Below are 25900 nucleotides of genomic sequence, written 5' to 3'. Positions count from 1 at the left end.
TTGTGAGGTGATTATGGTTTTAGATGGATGTTGAGGCCTACGCCCAAAAATGTGTTTGCCGAAAACGGAAGGAGACGGTCACCGAAAGGAGCGACGGCCATGGCTTTGTAGTCGGCGGTGATGGAATAGCGTTTCGACAATGGATATTCCAAGCCTAAGCCCACTTTTAGGTTGGTTTGAGCCTTGCCAAAGTGGGAAGTAGGCTGGTACTCTCCGTCTTTTAAACTGTACTTTTTGCCTACCAGAATGGCGTGTTTGTACCCAAGAGCCGTGTGGAAATTGGCCTGTAATCCGAAGTTGAACCGATACCCGAGCCGATAGGCGACATCGAGCATAAGCGCGTGCTCAAACGAACGTTGGTAATAGTAGTACAGATCAAGCCCCAAGGCTTTTTGCCAGTGTTTGCCCGACCGTACTCGAAAGTCGGTGCCGAGGCTAACGGTAGGGTGAATGGGTAATTTGGTTATTGGCCCCCACGGCACGCCAAAGGCTTCGTTATAGACAGCTACCCGAAGGGTTTTGGGCGAAAATTGGGAGACAGACTCGGTCGCAATGAGCGCTACTGCCAGCAAGAGCGCATAGCGAAGGCGGCGTGTGTTGAAATGAAACATGAGCGAAAAATTTTGATTTCGCAGCAAAAATCCCCCTCAGCGCCGCGCCAAGCGCCCTTGCTTGTAAGGTGAGTCCCTTTTTTGGGGTTATGTTGTAGCCAATTGCCCGTGTCGTTGACGAGCTCTGTTTACTCCATACGCAATCGCTAAGTTGACGAGCCAACTCAACCAAGCCGCGAAGTTGTAAACAAGGTCATACTCGTAGGGTAGGAGTATGGATAAGGGCATGTAGATGCGTAAAGTCACTGCTCCTAGACAAGCCGCATAACTGTACGTCATCATTTCTTGGTGGCGCACAAGTTTTTTTTCACGAATGAGCAGGTAACCTTTTAGGGTAGTGTAAAAGTAAACACAACCTCCGCAGATAAAGCCTGCCATAGCGATGGGGCCGCCGTTGGCATAAAATCCGATGAAAATACCTGCGCCAGAGCAAAACAGCGCCGTAACGATGTAGGTTTTGCCGATGGCGCGATGCCAGCGCGTTTTTCGGACGAGAAGTTTACGGCTGAATTGTAGCCAGCCAATCCCAATGGCAACGGCTCCTGCGGCGATGTGCGTGACAAACCCTATCTGCCACACTATATTCTTTAGGGTTTCGGGGGCTTTCATTTCTAAGTAGCCCTGTTTGGCATCGGTAAGGTACGTAAGTGGAATTAGCCCTACGAGTAGCGCTAATAAAACAATGATACTCCAAGCAAGTTTTTTCATAAAGGCATATTGTTTTGATGACGCTGCGAAATTCTGCGCCTCATTTATGCCTTTCGCCCTTGCTTACAAGCTAGCACCAACAGCTCGATGTTGTTTTACGTAATCAGAAGGAGAGAATCCCGTCATTTTTTTGAAGTAGCGATTAAAGGCTGATTTGGAGTTGAATCCGCAATCGTATGCAATCGCAAGGAGAGTAAATCGTTGGTTATGAGGGAGAACAATTTGGCGTTTAAACTCTTCAACTCGATGGTGATTGATGTAGTCATAAAAATTCACCCCTGCGACTTCGTTGATTACTTGAGACAAATAATTGGGGTGAATCTCTAGGCGATTGGCCAAGTCGGTGAGGGTAAGTTCGGGCTCGGTAAACAGTTTTTCATCGTGCATCAATTCTTCCAAACGCTGATGAAGGTCTTGGGCGCGGTCTTCATTAAGCCCCGATTTGGCGTATTTTTTTCTATGGACTTCTATCTCTTCGGGTTCTTCGGCTGCTAATTGAAATGGTGGGGTAGCGTTGGGGAGGGTAGGAGAGGTATTCGTAAAAATGCCAACCTGCTTGATGCCATAATACCCAATAAGCACCACAAAAACGCTACTGGCTGAAAAAATAAGCGGGTCGTTTTTGAGAAAAATGATAAAAAACCAAATCAGCCCCATGGCGTAAAAAAGAAATCGGAGCCAGTTGAGGTTGATTTTTTCTTGGTAAGAAAATTGATTCAGAATCCGTTTGCGGTGTTTTTGTAGTAAATAGTTTGTTGCTACTACGTAGAAAACCCCCGAAATGGTTAGCAGCGCATTACTCACTAGAAGGGTGAACTCATAACCCGCGCCTTCCCTTTTGAAAACCTCAATTTTTTGCGTTCCCGAAAGCATCCAAAAAGGAGAGTAAAGGGCAATAATGAAAAAAGGTATCGCGCCGTGAAGCAGCCATTTTTTGGAGCGAAATTGTTCGGGGCGGGTGAGGGCAAGGGTGTATAAATAAAGCAGTGGCCCGTGTAAAAAAGGCAATGGAAAATTAATTCCAAGAAAAGCGGGGTAGTGATAAATGAGCTGGGTAAGGTAGCTGTAGTACGAAAAAACGTGCATACTCACTACAATCATCCAAATTCCCAAAATTAGGTCGGCGGTAGTTCTGCCTTTTTTGGTAAGAATAATGACAGCGAGAAAGAGGGCAATAAAGGTTCCGACGAGGTAAATCATAGTCTGTAGCGCGGTTCTTTCCTATGACAACTCAACAAAGTTTTACCCTATACGAAGCGGCGATTGTACTTTATTTTTCTCCATTCCCGTGTCTTCGGTTACTTATAACCGAAGAGTGAGGTTTCTCAAAACCTAATGACCACAAAATAGCGAACGGCGAATAAGCAAACCAAAATGCCGAAAGTTTTGTTGCAATAGGAACAATCATTTCAGGATTGTCTATTTATTTTGATGTATCAAACAACGAGTCATACTTTTTCTATGCAACCCGTATTTATTTATACCGAAGCAAGCCCCAATCCAAACTCGATGAAGTTTGTCTTCAACTTCGAACTTGTTCCCCAAGGATTGTCGTTCGATTATCCTGATGTAGCTTCTACGCAAGCCGAAGGAAAGTCGTCACCGTTGGCAGGAGATTTGTTCCAATTTCCATTTGTTCAACGCATATTTTTGGCGTCCAATTTCGTGACTGTCACCAAAGATGACACAACAGACTGGGGTGAGGTGATTTTGGATACCAAGCAGTTTTTGAAGATTTATTTCGAAGAAAACCACCCTGTTTTTGAGCAAAAAACGGTAGAACGCAATACGACGATTGTGGATACTGATAGCCCCACAATCCGCCAAATCAAAACTGTGTTAGACGATTACGTGCGTCCAGCGGTAGAGTCAGACGGGGGCGCTATTTCGTTTCATTCGTTTGAAGAAGAAACAGGTACCGTAAAAGTACTTTTACAAGGCTCATGCAGCGGTTGCCCATCTTCGACGCTGACCCTCAAGGCAGGTATCCAAAACCTATTGACGCAGATGGTTCCGACCGTCAAAGAGGTGGTTGCGGAAGGAGTATAGACGCTTCCGTGTGCGATTTCCCGTATTTTTGAGTTTCTTTGTGAAAAATATCCTCCAAAACCTTCTAAGTTTGTCAATTAGACAAAAATTTAGAAGGTTTTGGAGCGTTTATTTATGGTCAAGTACCTCTCTTATTATTCACAATAAGCCATAAACTTAAAGAACCACTCATGTTGAACATGTTCAAAATAGGATTACTACTTGGTTGGATCACTTTTTGTAGTTTTACTTTCAAATCAGACTCCGATGGGAGTATTGATGTTATCGTGTTGGATGCGGGGCATGGAGGAAAAGATACGGGAGCTAAAGGAAAAATATCAAAAGAAAAAGACATTGTTTTGGACATAACAATGCGGCTGGCGCGGAAAATAAAGCTTGAAATGCCAGAGGTAAAGATAATTCTGACGCGAGCTTCGGATAAGTTTGTAGAACTAAATGAGCGTTCCAACATTGCCAATCGCCGCAAAGCCGATTTGTTTATTTCGATTCATTGTAACTCTTTGCCCAAAAACAAAAAGAGCCCAGCTGGAACGGAGACCTTTGTGATGGGGCTGCACAAATCGGATGAAAACTTGGAAGTAGCAAAACGCGAAAACTCCAGTATCTTGTTGGAGCAAAACTACGAAGAGCGCTACAAGGGCTTCAACCCCAATTCTCCGTTGGCGTACATTATGCTGGCCAACCGCCAAAATGCTTACATCGCAAGTAGCTTGAGTTTTGCGGGTAAAATCGAGCGCCAATTTCAAAAATATGCCGATCGCAACAGCCGTGGCGTAAAACAGGCGGGGTTTATGGTACTTTGGCAAACAGCCATGCCGAGTGTGTTGGTAGAAGCAGGGTTTATTAGCCACGCCCAAGAAGAAAAATACCTTAATTCAGACGATGGCCAAGACGAAATAGCAGAGGCTATTTTTCGGGCCTTTAAGCAATACAAGCAAGAAGTAGAAGATCGGTAGTCATAAAAACAATCAACGATTCACATTCATGAAAATTTCTAAGGAAGCAAAAGTAGGGTTGATGGCAATCGTTGCGTTGTCGATGCTCTATTTTGGGTTTAATTTTTTAAAAGGAGCAGATTTCTTTTCGAGCAAATACAAGTATTTTGTGGTGTACGACAACGTGGGCTCACTCCAGCCGTCGAATCCCATTAAACTTAATGGGGTACAAGTAGGGCAGGTAAAAAGTACGGAACTACTGACCGATCGTGGAAATAAGGTATTGGTAACGCTGGAAATTCAGAAGAATGTGATGTTGACCCAAGGAAGCAAAGTAATGTTGACGTCAGAGCTATTAGGGGGGAGCGCCTTGATGTTACAGGTGGCAACGGGAGGCAAACAACTTCAGCAAGGCGATACGCTCATGGCTGATTCAGAAAAGGGGATCCAAGCATTGCTCCAAGAACAAGCCTTGCCCGTGGTAAAAAATGCCGATTCGCTCATTATCAATTTGAACCGTATCGTAAAACAGTTTGACCAAACGGGGTACGTATTGAATAAGTTACTTACTACAACCGACCAAACCGCTTCGGGTATCAACGCAACTGTTGCTCAAAATCGTCAAGCCATTGCGGCGACTTTGGCCAATGTCAATGCGCTTTCGGCTTCTTTGATTGAAACAGAAAAGAGTTTTAAGCCGATTTTGGGAAATCTAAAAACCGCTACTGATTCGTTGAAAGCGCTTCGCTTGGGCGAAACATTGGCACAGGCCAATTCGGCAGTAGCAACGCTTCAAAAGTCACTTACAGCCCTCGAACAAGGCCAAGGAACGGCAGGAAAGTTGTTGAAAGACCAAACTTTGTACGATAATATCAACCGTACGATTGTGAGTGTCAACAAACTGATGACTAATTTCCGTCAATATCCTAAACGCTACGTCAACGTGTCGGTCTTTGGCAAAAAAGACAAAGGCCCCGCCGACAGCCCCGCCGATACGACGTTGAAGTATTAGTGGAGCCTTTGGGGGTATAAAAGACGTATTGATAGGCACTAGCGAAGCGCCAATTTGATGAGTTGTTCGACGGTGATTTGGTCGCCTTCGCGTTTTAGAATGGTATCGACACTCTTCTCGGCGGTAGGCTTTGGAATTCCCAACATGACCAACGCCGCCAGCGCTTCGCTGCGCACTTGGCTATTGGCTGCCATAAAGACATTGGGCTGAGGAGCGATTAAGCCCTCTTTCTTGATTTTATCCTTTAAATCAATGATGACGCGCTGGGCGGTTTTTCCACCAATTCCTTTGATGGTTTGAATCAATTTCACGTCTTCGTTGACAATCGCCTGCTTGATTTCGGGCGCCGACAGAGAAGAAAGCATGATAAGCGCCGTAGCCGACCCTACTCCCGAGACACTTACCAAGTCCAAAAATAAAGTTTTTTCGGTCGGTTCTGCAAAGCCGTACAGCGTGTGGGCGTCTTCGCGGATTTGCTGGTAGGTGTAAATTTTGCAGGCATCTCCTACATTGGGCAGCGCCCCGAAGGTTTGTAAAGATACTTTTACTTCATAACCAACGCCGCCTACGTCGATGATTACGTAGGCGGGGTCTTTATGAGCAAGTTTACCGTGTAAGTAAGCTATCATGGTTTATTTTTGAGTCCAATAATCAACCACCAATACTTTGTCGAGGTAAGGCCCTAAGACTTTTCCAAACGCTTTGTGGTCGGGGTGAGGCAAATAGACCGCACGGTTGGCTTCCGACGCAAACGTCAAGAAGAAGCAATGGGTAAAACCTTGGTCGTGGCCTTCAGGGCTATTGTTAGTTCCCCACTCAAACCCTTTGATTTCTTTGATTTGGGTAGGAAGTTTACGAAAAGCATCTTCTACTTTCTTTACTTGTTCGGCAGTGGTGCCATCTTTAAATTTAAACAAAACGACGTGACGAAGTACCTTGTCGGAAGAAGATTGTGCCATAGCGCCAAAGGTAAATAATGCCAAGAAAAGGGCTAAAAATGTTTTTTTCATCTGTAAATGTCTGTTTATAGTAGTGAAGTGACAAAACCGCTAAATCTACCCAGAGCAGTTGATACACTCACCTGTATTGTCGAAGACACTACGTTCAAAATCGCCAAGTTGTTCTTTTAACTCCAAAATCTCGTCTTCAATCTCACAACGGTCAAACAGCGATAATTCGCCCGAAGCAACTTGATTTTCAAGGTTTTTGAGCTTGAGTCTCATTTCTGAAACTTCCATTAGGGTTAATGTTGCCATGGTAATAGTAGGAGTATAAATGGATAATGTGGTTAAATGTCAATCCGAATAAGGCGGAAAAAGTTCGATAACTTTATTGAATTGTGGGGGTGTCATGCCACCATTCGTCGTTTTCCCAGTAATTGTCCCAGCCCAAATGGCGGTATTTTTTATTTATTTCGACGTCACGTTCACCAATAGAAAAATCGGTTAAAATATCATTGGCAAAAATGAACAAGTCTTTTGCCCACACCACGGGTTTTGTTTGGTTTGTTTTATAGTTGCGCCAATTTCCCTCAAATTTAAAGCCACTTCCCTGCGCAGGTGCGTTTTGGGAATAATACCAAAGGTCAATTGTTCCATCTTTGCGTTCGTAAAAATCGAGGAACATTTGCCCAGAAAACACGCCAGAACCCTTAAATACGGCATTTTCTTTGAAGTCAAACGTAGCTTGGGCAGCATACGATTCTTTCACTGCAAACTCATCGTTATCGTAGTGTTCTTGGTTATGATTGGGGTCTTTGAAGGTGGCAAGTTTATCGAATGTGATTGTACCTTCAAAAGGCGTAATGTTCTTTTTATAGCGATTTTTCCCTTTTACATAATAGACCGTTGGATTCAATGAATCGCGTCGAACTTCCGAAAAATAAAACTCAATTCGGTAGTGGTCGGCTCCATAAAAACCATCAAAACGGTTGGCATAGCCACCTTCTGCATCAGCCATAAAAAGCAATGGCGCAATGTCGTGTTGTCCAAAAAAAGCCGATAATTGTTTTTCGGAAAGTGGGGTAACAAGCAAGGCTTTCAAGGGCGCTGTGGTATCTTTCCGCAGCGAATCTACGGCTTCTTTGTGCGTCACGAGTTTAACGGGTACGGCCGTAGGTTTTGAGTTCTCGTTGGTATTGCGAGCACATCCATACCAAGTAAGAGCCGCGAAGCCCAGAAAAAAAGCTTTGTTTAAAAAGAAGCGCATCAACGAATTTTATGGATTAGGTAGTTACCAAGGTTGTTATAAATCAAAACTTCTGCAATTATCAAATTGACGACCCACGATGCCCAAGTGACCGTTAGATAGGTTTCGATGGGCTTAGTACTTAAAAAATATACCATTACGTAGCTTCCCACCCTCAAACTCATCGCGGCCAGCGTCACGGCATAGCTTCGCATCATCCATTCTACGTGCCTTTGCCACTGATTTTTACGAATTTCGTACCAAGCAACGAGGGTAGTTAGCCACCATACAAGGCATTGCAACGAAAATCCTACTTTGGCTGGCAAGCCGCCGTTGGCATACAACGCCAGAACAAAACCCGACGGAGCGGCTAAAAACAGTATCGAAAATACGTAAACTTTTCCAAGGGTTTGATGCGTACGGCGATATTTTTTTACAAAACTTGGAATGAACTGAAACAGGCCAATTCCCATCACCCACCAGCTACTTAGAATATGGACGTAGAACCCCACTTGGAAGTCTTTTTTTGCCAAAACTCGGTCGGTTTTGGTTGTCAAGAAGTCTATTTCTGATTCAAAACTTAGGTAAGGGATTACCTTTGTGAGCATCAGGATGGTGAATGCCGCAACGGAGAGGAAGAAAAGGGTTGGTATGATTAATTTTCTTGACACAATAAACTCATGCTAGTTTCTGTCGGCACATTTCAAAAGCCGTAAAATATTGCTCGTTAGCTTTTTGTTCTTCTTCCCAGCTACTAATTTCAAACTCAATTTTTGGAAAAATTTTGGTCAAATGACTTTTACGGAGCTTCACTACCCACGAAAGGTTAATTCCTAAAATCTCAATCATGTCATTGATTCGCACTTGAATAGACTCTTCTAAGGTAGTATTTGCGATAAACAAGTGCAACTGTGTATCATATTCTAACAAAGTAAACGGGTCATACGAAGGCAAGTCTGGTTTCAAAATATCATCAACGGGCTTGTTTCGTTTGTGTTTATCATTGATGTCTTTGTCTGCTACAAAAAAGTTGTCCCAAAGCCACCCTAACGTTGCTTTTTTAAGTGGATCAAAGTGGTCTAGTGCTCCACTAAATTCAGGTTTTGCTTGCTGATACTTCCCTTCTAACCAGTTTTCTGCCCCATACATCTGTTCATCGCAAAGCAACCTTTCAGTATAAGCACAGACACCCCGTTGACACCATAATAGGTTCATCACAACATCGTAGTAATAGGGAGAATTGGAAGAGTTATAAAGGTGATGATTGGTTCCCATATCCTCTTCCCAACGCTTATACTTCGTAGAAAGGATGGCAGATTTATCAATTTTTTGCATCGTACTCCCAATCTAGCAGCTCGGCTAATTTCTCAAATTGCGCATACAATTTTTGCTTTTCTTCGGTAGAGATTTTGCCGTTTGATTTCTCTAATTTACTCCGCAAACTTGCCAATTCCATTAGCTTTCGCGTACGGGCTTCGTTGCTGTCTTTATCTAAATCAAATAATCTGGTCAGGATAGAATCCCAACGAAGGTAGCGCGGGTCAATGGTATAATTATCTACGTGGTTGCCTCTCTCAGCATCATAATACAACTCACGATAGACTGTGCCATCGGGCTTAAATTTCAATTCCACAATTTCCCAAGGCTCAAAACAAGAAGCAATTAAGGGAGAGTGCGTTGCGAAGAAGAATTGACAGTCAGTAGTAAGGTTAAGGTAAAAATCGACAATTAAAGTTTGAATATCAGGATACAGCGAGCGCTCGGGCTCATCAAATAAAATGATTTTTCCTTGAGGCTTCTGAGCATATAAGGGAAGTGTGGTTAAAATAACTTGTTTTGTTCCTGTACTTAACAAATTATTAGGTACTTCTTTACCCTCAAGTGTTTCAATTTTAATTGTTTCGATGTCTTCTGTCCTCTTAAAATCAAGGCTTTGTCTTACTCGTAAATTAAACTTGTATAAGATTTTATCAAGAAAATTATCTGCCAGATCTTTGAGCGGATTAGGCATATTTTTTTGCCATTCATTAAAGTTAGCCAACTCCTCTTGAAGTCGTTCTTGGTTAGTCGTAATGAGTTCGGCAATCTCTAACTTTTTTTGAATTTCTTGCTCACGAAAAATGATTATATCTTTTGTAATATCATTCCAGTACTCTAAGTTTCTCCCCAAATCTTTACTTCCAGCATTAGCTTCAATCATAATTGGAGACTGATACCAAGATTTCAAAAGCTCCTCTCCATTCTTGTATATTATAAAGCCATCTTCATATAACTTAGCTGAAACACCTAAATTGGTATCTTCAAAAGCTATACAGTCCATTTCCGAATGGGTCTGAAGAAAAGAGGAAATATCAAAATCATGATTACACATGTGGTCTGACTTGGTGATGGGTTCAGAAAAACAGGCTCTTACAGGTTCAGTAGCCAGTTTATTCAACAAACTCGTCTTCCCTGTTCCACTTTGACCAATAATACAAACTTTATCCAGCGGTAACCCTGCTTTCGCATGGCCCGCTGGATAAGTTAGGTCTAATTCAAAATCTTTGAATTGGTTAAAGTCTTTTATGAAAAGGCTTTTGACTTTCATTTTTTATAAATACTTCATATACGTAGCCAAATCTTTGTCGCCACGCCCTGAGAGGTTGATTACTACTGTTTCGTTAGCAGCCGCTTTTAGGTAAGGAAGTACCGCCAGTGCGTGTGAGCTTTCGAGGGCAGGGATGATGCCTTCCAATTTGGCGAGTTCCATCGCTGACACAATTGATTCGTCGTCGGTGATGGCGTAGAACTGCGCCCGCTTGCTATCGTGCAAATGCGCGTGCAACGGCCCAATGCCTGGGTAGTCTAGTCCCGCCGAGATAGAGTGGGGTTCTACTACTTGACCATCTTCGGTTTGCATCAAAATGCTTTTACTGCCGTGCAGCACGCCAATTTTACCCAAAAACGTGGTCGCCGCCGATAATCCCGAATGAATTCCGTGGCCGCCCGCTTCGGCTGCTACCAATTTCACAGGCGCATCATCTAAGAAATGATAAAATGCCCCTGCGGCGTTGGAACCTCCACCTACGCAAGCAATGACGTAATCAGGGAGTTCGCTACCCGTTTTTTCTAGCAACTGTTTTTTAATTTCTTCCGAAATCACTGATTGAAAACGCGCCACCATGTCAGGGTATGGGTGTGGCCCCACGACCGAACCGATGATGTAGTGCGTATCGGTTGGATTGTTGATCCAGTGGCGCATGGCTTCGTTGGTGGCGTCTTTGAGGGTTTTAGATCCACTCGTTGCAGGGCGTACTTCGGCGCCGAGCATTTTCATCCGAGCCACGTTTGGCGCTTGTCGTTGAATGTCAATCTCTCCCATGTAAACAATGCACTCCATGCCCATCAAGGCACAGACGGTAGCCGTAGCCACGCCGTGCTGTCCTGCACCCGTTTCGGCCACAATTTTTTGCTTCCCTAAGCGACGTGCCAGCAGAATTTGTCCGATGGTATTATTGACTTTGTGTGCTCCCGTATGGCACAGGTCTTCGCGTTTAAGGTAAATAGTCGTATTGTATTTTTCAGAAAGGCGCTGTGCCAAATAGAGCGGAGTAGGACGTCCTACGTAGTCGCGGAGAAGTGCCTGAAATTCTTCCTGGAAATCGGGCTGAGCGATGATGTGGAGGTAGTTTTCACGAAGCTCTTCCACGTTAGGGTAAAGCATTTCGGGAATATATGCCCCTCCAAACTGGCCATAATAACCGCGTTCGTTGACTTGGAAGGGTGAATTTACTGACGTTATTGCCATTGTGATGTTATTAAAGTTCGATTTCTTCTTCGGCAGGTCGAACCAAGTCGAAGAGTTGTCTTAGTTTTTCAATGTCTTTAAACGCAGGTTCAGTTTCAAATTTACTGTTGACATCCAATCCAAAAATTTTGATATCCAGTTCTGCGACCTGCTCTATATTTTCTAATGATAAACCACCGCTTAGAAAGAATGGTTTATCGTTTTGATAGCGTTTTAATGTGTTCCAATCAAACGTTACTCCGTTTCCGCCTGGTTGTGAACCTTTTGCGTCAAATAAGAAATACTCGCAATGCGGGGTGTAATTATTAAGGCTGTTGAAGTTAAACGCTTCGTCGATTGAAAAAGCTTTAATGATATTGACACCTCTGCTTTTGAGGGTTCGGCAAGCGTCGGGCGTTTCGTTTCCGTGGAGCTGTACAAATTGTAAATCGTAGCGTTTTACTTGCCTAAGGATAAAGTCAGGGTTGGCGTTGACAAAAACTCCTACCTTTTTACTGGTCTTGGGAATATTTTTGATAAATTCCTCATCGAGGCTTTCCCCTACGAAGCGAGGCGACTTGTCGTAAAAAATAAATCCGATAAAATCAGGTTTCAACTCCAGCAATTCGGCCAAATTAGCCGTGTCACGCATTCCACAAACTTTAATTTTCATCATAAGGCAAAAAGTGCACAGGCACCATTAAAAGGTTAACTATTACGTCGGCTATTAAGCAAATTGTGTTTTTGACGTAATCTCATCGACCAAACCGCGCAAGGCAGCGGCGGGGTCTTCGGTTTTCATAAACGTTTCTCCAATGAGAAAACCCTGATAACCAGCTGCTCGCAATTGCAAAATTGTATCAGCATCTTTGAGACTACTTTCGGATATTTTGACGAAGTTATCGGGAATAAGTTGCACCAATTCCAACGATGTTTCGACTGATGTAACAAATGTTTTAAGATTTCGGTTATTGACCCCGACCATGTCCACGTGCTCGCACAAGCTCTGCTCCAATTCTTCGCGGTCGTGTACTTCCAAAAGTACTTCTAAACCAAGGTCGTGGGCTTTTTGTCCTAAGTAGCTAATTTCGTCGGGAGTTAAACAAGCTGCAATGAGTAAAATCACGTCTGCTCCAATGGCCTTGGCTTCCCACAGCTGATATTCGTCAATCATAAAATCTTTGCGAAGCATGGGCGTCGTTGGATTGGCGGCGCGTGCTTTGCCAAAATCCTCAAACGTACCACCAAAGAAATTGGTATCGGTCAGTACCGACAGGCCATTCGCCCCTGCTGCGACGTATCCTTGCGTCACAATTTCGGGGAGAACGCGGTCGTTGATGATGCCTTTGGAAGGAGATTTACGCTTAAACTCGGAGATAATACCCGAAGCACCGTTGGCGGTGAGGGCGTTTTTGAGCGAGAGAGTGGGGCGACCAAAAAGCGGCGCTTGTTCAAGTTGGGCAAGACTCACCCGACTTTTGGCGTCGGCTACTTCGGTACGTTTGTGGGCTACTATTTTGTCGAGAATATTCATCAGGGTTCAAAAATTTTGGCGACCGATATTTCAAGCTCAGGTAAGATACTTGTCGTAATCACGTCGTCTTCTGTAAAAGGCCGTAAGCCAATGTATTTTCCTTCGTCATTGAGTACATACACAAAGATAGCGTTATCGTTGGGTTCTACCAACCAGTATTCTTTCACGCCATTTTCTTCATAAACTTCGTATTTATCGCGCATTTCTTTTTTGGTATTTCCTGGCGATAAAATTTCTATGATTAAATCAGGAGCACCAATACAGCCTCGGTCGTCGAGTTTATCAACGTCACAAATCACACAAATATCAGGCTGAACCACCGTATAAATTTGATTATCTGCGCGCTTTTTACCCTTCAACGGCGTGAGACGTACATCAAAAGGAGCCGAATATACTTCGCACCTTTTGCCATCGAGGACGTTACTTATGGGAGTAAACAACTGACGAGAAATCTTCTGATGTCGTCGTGCTGGCGCAGGCGACATGTTAAAAATCTTGCCTTTGATAAGCTCCAAACGTTCCTCAAACGTCCATTTTAAATAATCGGCGTAGGAGTAAGTACCATTAAGATCTAATTCTTGAAATGTCATCATACTCATAAGAAATAATATTTTAAAATTGATTTCTTTGGGTTATAAGTAACCCAAGGCACGGTACCAAAACACAATTATTTAGTCTTCAATCAACGTTTTGAACGCCTTCAGCGCTCGCTTACTTTCCAACGACTCTCGGGCCATGGCTACTGCGTCAGTGAGCGATAACGTGGAATCAGCAGCAAAAAGCGCTAAACCTGCGTTGGCCAACACAGCCTCTTTTTGGGCGGTTGTTGCTTCATCATTTAGGACATTGAGAAATATCGCTGCCGAATCTGCTAATGTTTCTCCTCCAAATAGCTCTTCAGGTTTCAACGTCTTTAATCCTAAGTCGGCAGGCACGAGAATCTGCTCATTTTGTGCCGTAATAATCTTAAAGTCACCCGTCAATGATACTTCATCGTAGCCATCCAAGGAATGAACAATGAGGTACTTCATTCCTGATTGCTGATAAAGATACGCATAAAGACGAGCGAGTTCAAGGCTAAAAACCCCCACCATTTGTTTGGGCGTAAAACTCGGATTTATCATCGGCCCGAGCATGTTAAAAAACGTTTTGATGCCCAACTCTTTACGAATCGGGGCTACGTTTTTCATGGCAGGGTGAAAAAGCGGTGCGTGCAAATAGCAGATTCCCGCCGTCTCCATTTTTCGACGGAGATAATCAATGTCGTTGGTAAATTTAATTCCCAAATACTCCAATACCGTCGATGAACCTACTGCCGACGACACGCCATGGTTTCCTTGTTTAGCCACTTTCTGCCCCGTTCCTGCTACGACAAAAGCCGAAAGGGTAGAGACATTGAACGTATCCTTTCCATCCCCTCCCGTCCCGCAAACGTCCATGGCATCAAAGTCCGAAAAATCAACAGGCAGCAACATTTCCAGCATTGCCTTACGAAAGCCCGTTAATTCTTCTACCGTAATACCTCTAAGGGCAAAAACCGTTAAAAAACTAGCAATTTGAGATGAATTATACTCACCACGACCAATCCCCAACAGCGTTTGATAAGCTGTTTGTTCATCCAGCGTTTGATAATTGAGTAAGTAGTTGAGGGTTGCTTTCATATTGGTTCGGTTTAGACTTGCCAAGTTTTTAAAACTTGGCAAGTCTAATACCTCGTTTACTGTTTACAAATTTTGTTTTATTTGGGCTAAAATCTCAGCCGCACCTTCGGCCAATAGTTTTTCCGCCAATTGGCTCCCAATTGCTTCGGGCGCTAAAGTATCTCCAACGACAGTATGTTTTAATAACGTTTGTCCATCAAGGCTCACGACTCCCCCCGTTATGCTCAAGCCTTCAGTTTGATGCGTTGCGAGTCCAAAAACAGGTACGCTACATCCGCCTTGCAAACGTCTCAAAAAGGCACGTTCGGCCAAGAGGCACGCTTCGGTAGTGGGGTGGTTGAGTAGCGTTCGTAGTTTTTCTTTTTTTTCTGGGGCAATGGCAGAGCTGCACTCAATCGCCACGCTTCCTTGACCCACGGCGGGAGTAAACTCATCAAGTTGCAAGTGTTCAGAAATCAACGAGTCGTATTCCATGCGGTGTACGCCTGCATACGCCAACAAAATGGCGTCGCACTGCCCCTCTTCCAATTTACGAAGGCGCGTTTGGAGGTTACCCCGCATATCCACCGTTTTGATGTGGGGATAAAAATGTTTCAACATCGCCACTCGGCGCGTTGAGGAAGTACCGACAACAAAAGATTCGCCACTCGCCAACGACAAAGTTGTGTTGTGGCTTACAAGTACGTCGTTGACGCGTTCGCGCTCAGTAAAAGCGATCAGTTCAAGGTCTTCGTCCAGCTCCGACTGCAAGTCTTTAGCACTATGAACGGCAATGTCAATGCGACCATCGCGAAGCTGGTCTTCAAGTTCTTGGGTAAAAACCCCTTTACTTCCGATTTTGGAAAGCGAACGGTCGAGAATTTGATCACCTTTGGTTTCGATGATGACAATCTCCGTCGAAAGCCCTCCTTCTTGGAGCAGTTTTTCAACGTAATACGCTTGCCAAAGCGCCAAACGGCTTCCGCGTGTTCCGATTTTTATGTGCATGAATGAATTCCGTTCTGAGTAAATAAGTATTTATTACTGAATGTAAAATTTATGCGACAGCATAACCCGAGTAGGAGCGTATAAATTCAGGTTGAAACCCTAACACAATATCATTGCGTTCAACTCCCTGTTCTACTAAGGCATTTGCAATATCATCTTCTGTCCAATTGGCTAAAATCCACACTTTTCCAGTCGGTTTTAATTGAATATGAATTAAAATACCTAGACGAAATGTATCTTTATCAGCCCACCCAGAACGTAATACTTGAAAATGGCCGTGCTCAAAATCGGTAAGGAGGTGTTCCTCAATATTATTTTGTGGTTGACTATGAACGTACTGTTTTAGCAAACCCACGATGGCCTCTCTATACTGCGTTAGTTTTTCCATGATACTATCATTTTTTCGCTTGCATCATAAACAATAAGCCTAATGTGATAGGTTTCTATCGCTTCTACTATCATTCCTAAACTTTCAAAGGCTCGATTCGCATGGGAAGGAATCGCCAAGTACAGGATTCGTTCTGGTTCTTGTTTACGTAGCCCAATCAAATAATTCATATACTGTCCTAGCGCAGTATGAAAATCATAGACCAATGAAGGGTTCAAAAAACTTTTAACTTCAACAGCAATTTTCTGAAGCCCTCGCTCTGCCGCAAACATTTTTTCTGCGCCCAAATCAATATCTTGTTTTGGGCGAAATTCAGGTATATTGATTGTATAAGGATCATGTGTAATGCTCCACCCCTCTTTTTCAAGGGCCACTCTTACAGCCTGATGAAATATATCCTTTGCCATTGTCAACCCCCTCCTTCTATCCTAAACTCTTTTTCGCCTCTGCTTTCAGGATCTCTTTATCAATCGGCACTACCCCAACGTGTTCGCAAACGAGTCCGCCGCCTAGGTTGGAAAGTTCGGCTACAGTCGCTGGTGCAACCCCCAATGCCACCGCACAAGCTGCAATACTAATAACGGTATCTCCTGCCCCCGATACGTCCGCGATTTCGCGTTGATGCGCTGGACTGCGGTGTTGTTTGTCCAAATAATCAATATACACTCCTCGCTCCGAGAGGGTCACAAATGCTCCTTTGGCGTTGAGTTCGTAGCGTAATTTTTTTACAACAGCTTTCAGTTCGTCTTCATTCCTAACGTCAAATTCCACCTTCAATCCTTCTTTCAGCTCCTTAAGGTTAGGTTTAAAAAGGGTTACGTTTTGGTAGGCTAAAAAATTGCGTTTTTTAGGATCAACCACCGTCGGAATTCCCAAAAGATTGGCTGCATCGGTGATTTCTTTGATGACGTTGGGACACAAAACCCCTTTGTCGTAATCTTCAAAAAGCACTACATGGCATTCAGGCAACAACGCTTTGGCCTTCTCAATCAGCTGCGCTTGCTCTTCTAGTGTTATTACTTTATCCGTTTCGGTATCCACCCGAACCACCTGCTGCGACCCCGCAATGATACGTTCTTTAATGGTCGTGATGCGGTCGGGGCTTTGTAAGATTCCGTCGGTACGCAACTGACGCTTTGTCAATTCGCCCAATAAATTTTGTCCTTCCGTATCTTGCCCTACCACCGAGCAAATAATGGGTTCGGCGCCGAGCGCATGTATATTCAGAATTACATTTCCTGCCCCTCCCAAACGGTATTCGCGGCGTTGGGCCACGACTACAGGGACGGGCGCTTCGGGCGAGATTCGGTCCACTTTTCCCCACACGTAGGCATCCAACATCACATCTCCTACAATCAGTACGCGCAGTTGGTTAAAAAAATCGAACAGTTGGTCAATAGTCATACGATTAAATAGCAAGCCAATTTTGTAGCATTTGTTTTCCGTGCTCTGTTAGCACCGACTCAGGGTGGAACTGTACTCCGCGCACGTCGTACGTATTGTGACGAAGCGCCATTACTTGGCCATTTTCATCCACGGCTGTGATGGTCATGGTATCGGGTACGGTTTCGCCCACCACCGTCCATGAGTGATAGCGCCCTACTTGAAACGATGACGGAAGCCCCTTGAACAAAGGCTCGTTGGCATCTGTTACAATGGCTTTATCACTAATGCCGTGCAGTACGTCTGCCATATTGTTTAGGCTTGCCCCAAATACTTCCCCAATGCCTTGGTGGCCTAGGCACACACCCATGATGCTCTTTGTAGGGGCGTAGGTGCGCACCAAATCTTGCAAAATTCCTGCTTCTGACGGAATGCCAGGGCCAGGTGAAAGAAGAATTTTGTCATAGTTGGCGACCTCTTCCAGCGCAATTTTATCGTTGCGGTGCACTTCCACCTCATCGTGCAATTCACGAAGGATATACACCAAGTTATAAGTGAAAGAATCGTAATTATCAAGAACCAAAATTTTCATAGTAATAGCTATTTGTGGCAAAAGTACCCAATTCCGTCCGTACCTCAAACCTTACGTTTAAGATAGGAGTCGTAGTCGGGTAAGATGGTTTCATATTCTTGGTACATAAGCGGAGACGTCAGCAAAAAGTCAGCTGTGATGCGGTCGCAGGCCATTGGAATATTCCAAAGAACCCCCAAGCGCAAAAGCGCCTTAATGTCGGGGTCATGTGGCTGAGCTGACATAGGATCCCAGAAGAAAATTAGTACATCGAGGCGGCCTTCGGCAATCATTGCCCCAATCTGCTGATCGCCACCGAGAGGCCCACTAAGCAGGCGCGTCACGTGGACGTCGAGGGCATCTTCGAGCAAACGTCCTGTGGTGCCTGTACCAAACAATTGATGACGACCCAAGGTAGCTTTGTTATATACCGCCCATTCGATGAGTTCGGCTTTTTTGTTATCGTGTGCCACAAGCGCAATTCGCTTGCGGGCAGGAGTAAGGCGGGTTTGCATATTGTAGTATAAGTATTCGTTACAGAGTTTGCACATAAGAAAACAAACCAAAAAGCCGATTCGCCTGCCTTCTGTGTTTCTATATGTTTAAAATCAATGCGTCTTCATCTAGCATTTATTTTTACACCCCTAAAACCCTATTTTTCCTTTACGACCTTTCGCATTTTTCCCTTCAAAATAGGTTTTTAACTCTTCAAGCTCTTTCTCAAACCCCCCCGATAAAATCGGGAAACGACACCACGCCCGAGGGTCTAAGCTGTAATCATCGAGGTGGAAGCCTGGGGCATAACGCTCTCGCTTCCATTGGTTTCGACTCCACAGTCTAAAGAAACGGTCAACCGAAGCATACAACGTTTCGCGAGAGTATTTTTCAGCAAAACGTACTTCTATACTGCGGAAACAATCAATAGGGGACTTCTTGTCTCGAATCGCTACTTCCTCGATGGCATCCAACACCTCGTAAGGCATCAAATCTTTCTCGTCGGTTTGCATCCGTTCTTTGGGGCGCAATTCGGCCGTGGGTTGCAAGCTGTTTACTTTTTGCAAACCTTCCACTTTAATATGGTGCCCTTTGACGTGACAACCAATGGTTTCGAGCCAGACCAACCACTGCCGCAACCAGTATTTGTCAATTCCCGCAATGGGGCTGATGCTCCCCGCTGTGTCACCGTCCATGGTGCAATACCCTACGGCAACTTCAGAACGGTTGGAGGTAGCGAGCAACAGATGCCCGTATAAGTTAGCCAACAGCCATACGCTCGGGGCACGTACCCTCGCTTGGATATTTTGCAACGGAATATCGTCTTGCTCCCACGTAAGGTCACGGCCAATTTGCTCCTCAATAAGCCCTTTGTAGGTTTCTACAAGTCCATTTATATTAATGTTGTGGAAAGTCGCCCCGATTGAATGAGCTAAACTTGCCGCAGATTCGTACGTATCAGTTGAACTATTTTCTGTCCCTTGATAAATGCTGTGAATGAGCTGTTTGGCAATACCTTCTACGGTCGTCTCTTGCTGAATTTTTTTGATGTGCCCTAGTTTTTGTTTGAATGCTTCGAGGCCAATGCTTTCATCGGCCAAACGAATCATTAAGCCACACAATGCCACACAGGCACACGAATCGGCCCCACCCGAAAGTGAAACCGTAAAGCCATAAGAACGTGATTTGCGCAAATAATCGAACAACGCCAAGCATACCGCCCGCGCAAACTCTTCTTCTTTTAAGTAACCTCCTCGCTCAAATGGTTCTAGTTCTGCTGTTTGGTACGCAGGCGCTACTTCATGCCATTGGAAGGTATCAGTTACTTTCCAATTTCCCCCAGGAACGGGCGATTTGACCTGTGAATGTGAAAGTCGCGTAACCTCGGTGTCAATCACGGCCGAGGTAATATAGTAATCGGCATAGCCAAACCGTGGGCTAGAGGCCAACAATGTACCATCGCTTGCAATCATGGCATCGCCGTCAAAAAGAAGGCGTCCAGCTTCGTTGCCAAGTAGATTGGTATAAACATAACTACACGAAAATGAGCGAGAGCCGTCAATGACGAGTCGCTCACGAGTCATGAATTTCTGGAAAGCAAACGGACTAGCACTGGGGTTGAGGATGATGTCAACGCCTCGGTCAAAGTGCAAGCGGCCTGGGCGCTGAGCCACCCACGCATCTTCACAAATTTCAAACCCTACCCGAACCCCCGATAAATCAAAAATTAAATCGCCAATAGGGTATTGGAAGTCACCGACTTTGACCTCATCGCGTAAGCCCACAGGCCAACGGTGAAACCAACGGTCTTCGTAAAAAAGCCCGTAATTGGGCAAGTGTTGTTTTGCAGCAAAACCAAGAATACGTTTGTTGACAATCAAACAAGCCGTGTTATATAATTTGTTATTAAACCGCAAAGGAAGCCCCACAGCCACGGCGATACCAGCCGTATGCGCAACGATTTCGTGCAAACTTTCGATGGCCTGTGCAAGGGTATTTGCACTGTAAAAAGCATCGTCGCAGCCGTAGCCTGTAATACACAGTTCGGGCAAGCAAAGCAAGCTAATCTCTTGTTGGCGAGCGTCTTCAATCGCACTTACGATGTGTTTACGATTCGATTCCCACGCTAAAGGAGTGGTATTGATAGTACCTGCGGCTACTTTAATGATAGACATAGCAGAAAGAATGGTTTATAAAATCCCTGCAAAGGTGCAAAGTTGTCCCTTTTTATCAGCGTGTCAGGGGCTAAAACTTTCAGCTACTTTTTTTACGGTTAATCAGGCAGCCTACGGCTTCGGTGCGAGGAGGGGTAATGGTTTTTCCTGAAATAAGCGCTTCGAGTGCATTTTGTAGATAAAATTCGGTGGTTTTGGGACGGTACTTCCCAAGTCCAAAAAACTGGTTGTCAACTGCCCCGCGATACACTTCTTGGTCTTGGGCGTTGAGCAGTACAACTTCGGGCGTTGTACGTGCGTCATACCGTTCGACCAGCTTGTGTTTTCGGTCAATGACGTAAGGCAAAGTAAATTGGTATTCTTTGGCAAAAGTCTTTACTTCTGACTTTTTTAGGGACTTGGTTGAAAAAACGACCTTAAACGCAACGTTTTGGCCATATTTATCGTACATTTCTTGTAGTCGTTTGGTTGTTTTTTGGCAAATCGGACACTCGGTATCATAAAAAACGAATAAACGTCCCTGAGAATGAGCCGCTAACCCACAAAGATAGAATGACATGAATAAAAGTAACTTTGACCAAACCATCTTAAAGCCGTCGTTAATTATCCCAAAATTAGATACAGTACTTTACAAAACATTCAGTAGAATCTTTCGTTCTTAAAAGTACAAATAATTTGGATAAGCCTGTTTTTGCCTGACTTTTTTGTCTAACTTTTCGCCAGCAACTAAGCCACGTAGCGAATATGGTGTTTGTTTTTAGATAAACTTTGTTGATTATCAGTTGTTTACTAAAGATGACTTCGTTTGCCTAGTTGTAAAAATGCTGACAATTAGCCCAATTCGTATATTTTTTCTAACCTAATAGCTAATTTTTTCCGAAACGCCTGATTTATAAAATACGTTTACATGAATCAATTGTTACGCAAGTCTTTCTTCATTTTAAGCATGACCTTGGGCTTCTATGGAGCACTCTGGGCCCAAAATCGTACGATAACGGGTAAGGTCACTTCTGCTACCGACGCGCAGCCTTTGCCAGGCGTAAACGTTACCCTCAAAGGTGCTTCCACGGGCGTTTCGACCGACGCAGAAGGAAGCTACCGTATTGCCGTGCCCGACGGGAAAGTAACTTTGGTCTTTTCGTTTGTCGGAATGCTCAGCCAAGAGGTGGTGGTCACTAACCGAACCATCATCAATGTTGAACTTCTCGAAAGCCCTACTCAGCTCAACGAAGTGGTGGTCACGGGTTATACAACGACCCAGCAAAAAGACGTGATTAGTGCCATGACGACGGTGAAAGGAGATCGTCTCAAAAACTTGCCCGTCTCAGGAATCGACCAAGCCTTACAAGGACAAGCGGCGGGGGTTCGCGTATCGGCTGCGTCTGGAACACCTGGAGGTGGGGTCAAAGTTGTCATCCGTGGGAATACCTCAATCAATGCTTCCAACCGCCCGTTGATGATTGTCGATGGCATTCCAGTCTATGACGGAGCCGTATCACAATTTAGCTACGGAGGCCAGCAAGACAACGCGATTTCGGCTTTTAACACCAGTGATGTTGAGTCTATTCAAGTCCTTAAAGACGCCTCAGCTAAGGCAATTTATGGCGCAAGGGGTGCCAATGGCGTAGTACTCATTACGACAAAACGCGGCAAGGCCAACCAAAAAACAAACATCACATTTGATGTACAACGCGGTGTATCGGATGTAGTCAAACGCCTTGATTTATTGAGTTCCAGCGAAATTTTGACCCTTCAGCGTGAGGCCGTAGCCAATTATAATGCTAAACAAACGCGTTTTCAGGACATGGTTGATCCCGATGCCCTCGGCTTGATTCCTGGCGTAACGGATGCGGTCAATACCAATTGGGTCGATGAAATTCTTCGTAAAGGGATTTATCAACAATATCAACTTTCTACTTCGGGAGGAAACGATCGAACGCGCTTTTATTTGAGTGGTAGCTATCGCGACGAAGAAGGGGTGCAGCTCAACAACCGCTTTTCGCGTTACACGGGTTCTTTTAACCTCGACCATAAGGCGTCTCCTAAACTTTCGTTTGGACTGAACCTAAGTATTGGTAGTACCAAAAACCGCCGTGTATTTAGCGACAATGCCGTGGACGGTGTGTATGGTTCGGCACTTCGGAGCTTGCCTTACTACGCACCTTTTAACGAACAATCAAAACTTTACACCCCCAACGACCCCAACTACCAAGGCTTTCCCAACGGTAATCCCGTGGCGGAGGCATTGTTGCCGCGTCAGTTGACCTACGGGATTAAGTTTTTGGGCGGTTTGAATGCTGAATATGCTTTCATGTCAAATCTCCGCCTTCGTACCAAGTTTAGCATGGATTACAACGGTTCGCAAGAAGATACCTATAATCCTACAGGAACATTTTATGGAAGCTTACCTTCTGTAGGTGGACAAGGATATGGGGCGTATGGAACGTCTTCGCTGGCAACCTTCTTAAATTCGACCATCTTAACTTACAATACCAGCATTTCGGAAGATCATCACATCAGTGCGTTGGTGGGAGGTGAGCTTCTACATTCTCAGGGCCTTACTTCGGGAGTGCAGGGACGTATTTTCCCACGCGACGAATTTACGTACATTTCGTCCGCAGGGGTGGTAGATGCAGGTAGCTCGTTTTTTGCCCAAAATGGTTTAGTATCTGGTTTTGGAGAAATAAAATACGATTTTAGAGACAAATACCTTTTTAGCGCCACTGCGCGCTACGATGGTTCTTCGCGCTTTGGCCAAGACCGTAAATTTGGTTTCTTCCCATCGGCTTCGGTCGGCTGGCGTTTGAAAGAAGAAAATTTCTTGAAAGATGTAGGCTTTATCGAAGACCTTAAACTTCGGGCGAGTTATGGATTTACAGGAAACGAACGCATCGGAAACTTCCAGTTTTTAGGAACATGGGGCGCCACTACCTACAATGGTTCCTCAGGAGTAGGGCCTAACAGCCTTAGCAACCCGAACTTGCAGTGGGAACGGACACGAGAAGCCAACATTGGTTTGGACGTGGCGTTTTGGAAAGGTCGCTTGAGTTTCACTGCCGAAGTGTATGACAACCTTACCGATGCGCTTTTGTTTGCCGAACCACTACCCGCAACTACGGGCTTTGGCTCGCTTCAAGGGAACATCGGTAGCATCTCAAACCGAGGATTTGAGTTTACCTTACGTTCGGTGAATTTTGACGGCGCGTTCCGTTGGACGACTGATGTGAACGTTTCTCGAAATGATAACAAGGTGGTAGCGTTGGCTTCAGAGCAACCCTTGTTCCGTGGTTTTTCAGCGGCGGGGGTAGGAGCTACCAACGTCATCAAAGTGGGTGAGCCCCTTGGTACGTTTTGGGGGCTTAAATACCTAGGCGTGGATGTGGCAACTGGTGATGCCCTGTACGAAGATTTTAATGGCGATGGCCGAATTACAACTGACGACGCTCAGGTGATTGGAAACGCCCAGCCCAAATTGATAGGTGGCTTGACAAACACATTCTCTTGGAATGGCTTTGATGTTAGTGCTTTCCTTCAATTTTCGTACGGAAATAGTGTCATGAACTACGGAAATTCGTTTTTGCTTAACCCAGGTACTGACCTACGGGTGAACCAAACGCGGGCGGCGTTGCGGCGTTGGCAAAAAGCAGGTGATATTACGGATGTGCCTCGTTACGAGTATAATAATACTTACAATACTTATTCAAGCAGCCGCCTTGTTGAAGATGGTTCGTATTTGCGTCTTAAAAACGTGGCCATTGGTTATACGGTTCCAGCCAAGTGGACAAGCAAAATAAAGCTTGGCACGGTACGCTTGTACGCTACAGGCACGAACCTCTGGACATTGACGCGCTACACTGGCGCCGATCCAGAAGTAAGTACGCTCGACGGCTCGACGGCCGCCCAAGGCATCGACTTCTTTACGTTACCGCAGGTGAAAACGATTGTGGGTGGGGTAACCGTAAATTTCTAACCAGCTTTAATCTCCCGAATTTTATGAAACGTTTATCATACGCATTCCTTCTAACAGCTTTGATGTCGGCTTGTAATACGGTGGTTCTTGACCCACCTGCCGTTGATTTGCTAATTGACGACATTGTATTTACCACCGCCAGCGATTTGCCTTCGGTACGAATTGGGTTGTATTCGGCGGCTCGCAGCATTGGAAGCCCGACTGTCCAAGCGGGCGATTTCACGGCCGATAACATTATCCACCTAGGTACTTTTACGGATTACCGAGAACTGGGTACCAAACAAATTACCCCTTCCAACGGGGTTGTTGGGGCTCTGTGGGGGAGTGTGTTTCGCTCGATTTATTTGGCCAATTTTGTGCTTGAGCGCCTTCCAACCATTGCGAGTGTGCGAGCGGCTGATGCGAAGGTGCTGACGGCGGAAGCAAAATTTTTACGAGGATATGCCAATTTTATTGGTGCCCATACTTTTGGAGGTATTCCCAAAGTCACTTCAACAACATTAGCTACCAACCGTACCATTCCACGTGCTTCTAAAGAGGAAATTTTGACTTGGGCGCTGGAAGATTTCCAAGCCGCGCTGACTGATTTGCCCGATGGTGACCCGCAAGACCGTAACGTATTTGCAGGCTATGCTACTAAAAATGCTGCTCGTGCTGCCTTGGCGCGTTTTTATCTTTACCAAAAAAACTGGGCGCAGGCCGAAGCGTATGCGACCCTTCTCATCAATTCGACCAACTATTCGTTGGCTTCTTACAACGACGTCGTCACAAAAGATTTTACCCAAGAATCTATCTTTGAATTCGGATATACGCTCAATGATTATTCAGGCGACATCAATAACTATTTTGTGGGTCGTCGGGAAGTGGTTCCTTCCAATCAAGTGGTGGTGTCGTTGTTGTCAAGGGAATCGGGAAATCGCAGTCAGACTCTTGAGTTTGATTTTACCAAACAAAAAGGAAATGACAATGGTTGGACACTGCGTAAGTATGGAACAGCCGACGAAAGTAATCGCAATTTTGTCGTTTTTCGCTTAGGAGAAATGTACTTGATTCGGGCTGAAGCACGTGCCCAACAAGGAAAAATTACGGGTACAACGGGGGCTATCGTGGACATCAACAGACTCCGTACCCGTGCAGGTGATGGTTTGGAAACAAGCGAACAACCTCCATTGGTTACCACAGCGACCCAAACTGAAATGCTGAGTATTATCGAACGTGAACGGGTTTATGAGTTGGCATTTGAAGGACACCGTTGGTACGACTTGGTGCGTACAGGGCGGGCGCAGGCAGTGATGTCGGCTTTTTCAACCAATTGGAACGTTAAATACGAGTTATGGCCAATTCCACAAACCGAAATTCAACGAAACCCCTCTCTAGTAGGGCAGCAGAATCCTGGTTATTAGGTTATACCTTTTTGGTTTGGAGTTTTCGGTTTATGGTTTTGGAGTTTAGTGTTTCAGGTTTAATAA

Annotated in this window: 28 protein-coding genes; 5 read left to right on the top strand and 23 right to left on the bottom strand. The window is 44.8% G+C overall.

The window, feature by feature from the left end:
- Positions 1-11 precede the first annotated feature (11 nt).
- From AC23P2_RS00565 to AC23P2_RS00555, 3 genes are all read right to left on the bottom strand, one after another.
- A complete protein-coding gene (locus tag AC23P2_RS00565) occupies positions 12-611 on the bottom strand; it encodes an outer membrane beta-barrel protein (RefSeq protein ID WP_487771394.1) in 600 nt (199 codons plus the stop codon).
- Between the two features lie 87 nt (positions 612-698).
- Positions 699-1319 carry a DUF2306 domain-containing protein gene (locus AC23P2_RS00560; RefSeq protein ID WP_487771393.1) on the bottom strand — a complete coding sequence of 207 codons (621 nt, stop codon included), beginning with the start codon at positions 1317-1319 and terminating at the stop codon, positions 699-701.
- 63 nt (positions 1320-1382) lie between these two features.
- A complete protein-coding gene (locus AC23P2_RS00555; RefSeq protein WP_487771392.1) occupies positions 1383-2519 on the bottom strand; it encodes a helix-turn-helix domain-containing protein in 1137 nt (378 codons plus the stop codon).
- Positions 2520-2780: 261 nt separating this feature from the next.
- Between AC23P2_RS00555 and AC23P2_RS00550 the strand changes: the two genes are divergently transcribed.
- The 3 genes from AC23P2_RS00550 to AC23P2_RS00540 all read left to right on the top strand — a co-directional run bounded on the left by AC23P2_RS00550 (position 2781) and on the right by AC23P2_RS00540 (position 5315).
- Complete coding sequence (locus AC23P2_RS00550) at positions 2781-3368, top strand: NifU family protein (protein WP_487771391.1); 588 nt, start codon at positions 2781-2783, stop codon at positions 3366-3368.
- 170 nt (positions 3369-3538) lie between these two features.
- Complete coding sequence (locus AC23P2_RS00545) at positions 3539-4324, top strand: N-acetylmuramoyl-L-alanine amidase family protein (RefSeq protein ID WP_487771390.1); 786 nt, start codon at positions 3539-3541, stop codon at positions 4322-4324.
- A gap of 28 nt (positions 4325-4352) precedes the next feature.
- On the top strand, positions 4353-5315 hold the full coding sequence (locus tag AC23P2_RS00540) for an MlaD family protein (RefSeq protein WP_487771389.1): 963 nt from the start codon (positions 4353-4355) through the stop codon (positions 5313-5315).
- Between the two features lie 38 nt (positions 5316-5353).
- On the opposite strand, the gene ruvA is transcribed toward AC23P2_RS00540, so the two are convergent.
- The 20 genes from ruvA to AC23P2_RS00440 form a co-directional block, all read right to left on the bottom strand.
- Entirely contained in the window at positions 5354-5944 is a 591-nt protein-coding gene (gene ruvA / locus AC23P2_RS00535) for a Holliday junction branch migration protein RuvA (protein ID WP_028524264.1), read from the bottom strand.
- 3 nt (positions 5945-5947) lie between these two features.
- Positions 5948-6325 (bottom strand): Dabb family protein, encoded by a 378-nt coding sequence (locus AC23P2_RS00530; protein ID WP_487771388.1) that lies wholly within the window; start codon positions 6323-6325, stop codon positions 5948-5950.
- A gap of 45 nt (positions 6326-6370) precedes the next feature.
- The gene (locus AC23P2_RS00525; RefSeq protein ID WP_028524266.1) at positions 6371-6571 is read right to left on the bottom strand and encodes a hypothetical protein; all 201 of its coding nucleotides are present in this window, start codon (positions 6569-6571) and stop codon (positions 6371-6373) included.
- A gap of 73 nt (positions 6572-6644) precedes the next feature.
- Positions 6645-7523 carry a hypothetical protein gene (locus AC23P2_RS00520; protein ID WP_487771387.1) on the bottom strand — a complete coding sequence of 293 codons (879 nt, stop codon included), beginning with the start codon at positions 7521-7523 and terminating at the stop codon, positions 6645-6647.
- A complete protein-coding gene (locus AC23P2_RS00515; protein WP_487771386.1) occupies positions 7523-8110 on the bottom strand; it encodes a DUF2306 domain-containing protein in 588 nt (195 codons plus the stop codon). The genes AC23P2_RS00520 and AC23P2_RS00515 overlap by 1 nt, the downstream gene beginning before the upstream one ends.
- A 70-nt stretch (positions 8111-8180) precedes the next feature.
- Positions 8181-8837, bottom strand: coding sequence for a hypothetical protein (locus AC23P2_RS00510; RefSeq protein ID WP_487771385.1), 657 nt, complete (start codon positions 8835-8837; stop codon positions 8181-8183).
- The gene (locus AC23P2_RS00505) at positions 8824-10089 is read right to left on the bottom strand and encodes an ATP-binding protein (protein ID WP_487771384.1); all 1266 of its coding nucleotides are present in this window, start codon (positions 10087-10089) and stop codon (positions 8824-8826) included. The genes AC23P2_RS00510 and AC23P2_RS00505 overlap by 14 nt, the downstream gene beginning before the upstream one ends.
- Positions 10090-10092: 3 nt before the next feature.
- Positions 10093-11289: a tryptophan synthase subunit beta gene (gene trpB, locus AC23P2_RS00500; RefSeq protein ID WP_487771383.1), complete on the bottom strand. Its 1197-nt coding sequence runs from the start codon at positions 11287-11289 to the stop codon at positions 10093-10095.
- A 10-nt stretch (positions 11290-11299) separates the two neighbouring features.
- Positions 11300-11941, bottom strand: coding sequence for a phosphoribosylanthranilate isomerase (locus AC23P2_RS00495; RefSeq protein ID WP_487771783.1), 642 nt, complete (start codon positions 11939-11941; stop codon positions 11300-11302).
- 54 nt (positions 11942-11995) lie between these two features.
- Positions 11996-12802: an indole-3-glycerol phosphate synthase TrpC gene (trpC, locus tag AC23P2_RS00490; protein WP_487771382.1), complete on the bottom strand. Its 807-nt coding sequence runs from the start codon at positions 12800-12802 to the stop codon at positions 11996-11998.
- Entirely contained in the window at positions 12802-13395 is a 594-nt protein-coding gene (locus AC23P2_RS00485) for a Uma2 family endonuclease (RefSeq protein WP_487771381.1), read from the bottom strand. Before AC23P2_RS00485 ends, trpC begins: the two co-directional genes overlap by 1 nt.
- A gap of 78 nt (positions 13396-13473) precedes the next feature.
- Positions 13474-14463 carry an anthranilate phosphoribosyltransferase gene (gene trpD, locus AC23P2_RS00480; RefSeq protein WP_487771380.1) on the bottom strand — a complete coding sequence of 330 codons (990 nt, stop codon included), beginning with the start codon at positions 14461-14463 and terminating at the stop codon, positions 13474-13476.
- A 63-nt stretch (positions 14464-14526) separates the two neighbouring features.
- Entirely contained in the window at positions 14527-15450 is a 924-nt protein-coding gene (hemC, locus tag AC23P2_RS00475; protein WP_487771379.1) for a hydroxymethylbilane synthase, read from the bottom strand.
- Positions 15451-15499: 49 nt separating this feature from the next.
- Entirely contained in the window at positions 15500-15838 is a 339-nt protein-coding gene (locus tag AC23P2_RS00470; RefSeq protein WP_028524274.1) for a XisI protein, read from the bottom strand.
- Positions 15826-16245: an element excision factor XisH family protein gene (locus tag AC23P2_RS00465; protein WP_487771378.1), complete on the bottom strand. Its 420-nt coding sequence runs from the start codon at positions 16243-16245 to the stop codon at positions 15826-15828. The genes AC23P2_RS00470 and AC23P2_RS00465 overlap by 13 nt, the downstream gene beginning before the upstream one ends.
- Positions 16246-16261: 16 nt before the next feature.
- Positions 16262-17242: a bifunctional heptose 7-phosphate kinase/heptose 1-phosphate adenyltransferase gene (locus AC23P2_RS00460; protein WP_487771377.1), complete on the bottom strand. Its 981-nt coding sequence runs from the start codon at positions 17240-17242 to the stop codon at positions 16262-16264.
- Positions 17243-17246: 4 nt separating this feature from the next.
- Positions 17247-17813 (bottom strand): anthranilate synthase component II, encoded by a 567-nt coding sequence (locus tag AC23P2_RS00455; RefSeq protein WP_487771376.1) that lies wholly within the window; start codon positions 17811-17813, stop codon positions 17247-17249.
- Positions 17814-17857: 44 nt separating this feature from the next.
- Complete coding sequence (locus AC23P2_RS00450) at positions 17858-18307, bottom strand: methylglyoxal synthase (RefSeq protein ID WP_487771375.1); 450 nt, start codon at positions 18305-18307, stop codon at positions 17858-17860.
- Between the two features lie 129 nt (positions 18308-18436).
- The gene (nadE, locus tag AC23P2_RS00445) at positions 18437-20461 is read right to left on the bottom strand and encodes an NAD(+) synthase (RefSeq protein WP_487771374.1); all 2025 of its coding nucleotides are present in this window, start codon (positions 20459-20461) and stop codon (positions 18437-18439) included.
- 79 nt (positions 20462-20540) lie between these two features.
- On the bottom strand, positions 20541-21020 hold the full coding sequence (locus tag AC23P2_RS00440; protein ID WP_487771373.1) for a redoxin domain-containing protein: 480 nt from the start codon (positions 21018-21020) through the stop codon (positions 20541-20543).
- Between the two features lie 348 nt (positions 21021-21368).
- Here AC23P2_RS00440 and AC23P2_RS00435 point away from each other — a divergent pair, with 348 nt between their 5' ends.
- The gene (locus AC23P2_RS00435; RefSeq protein ID WP_487771372.1) at positions 21369-24431 is read left to right on the top strand and encodes a SusC/RagA family TonB-linked outer membrane protein; all 3063 of its coding nucleotides are present in this window, start codon (positions 21369-21371) and stop codon (positions 24429-24431) included.
- A gap of 23 nt (positions 24432-24454) precedes the next feature.
- The gene (locus AC23P2_RS00430; RefSeq protein ID WP_487771371.1) at positions 24455-25834 is read left to right on the top strand and encodes a RagB/SusD family nutrient uptake outer membrane protein; all 1380 of its coding nucleotides are present in this window, start codon (positions 24455-24457) and stop codon (positions 25832-25834) included.
- The last annotated feature ends 66 nt before the right edge of the window (positions 25835-25900 follow it).

It is taken from the genome of Runella sp. R0.1_18 (assembly GCF_057652155.1).
Note: the sequence above shows the minus strand (reverse complement) of the source record. Positions and strands in the feature narration are given on the sequence as shown.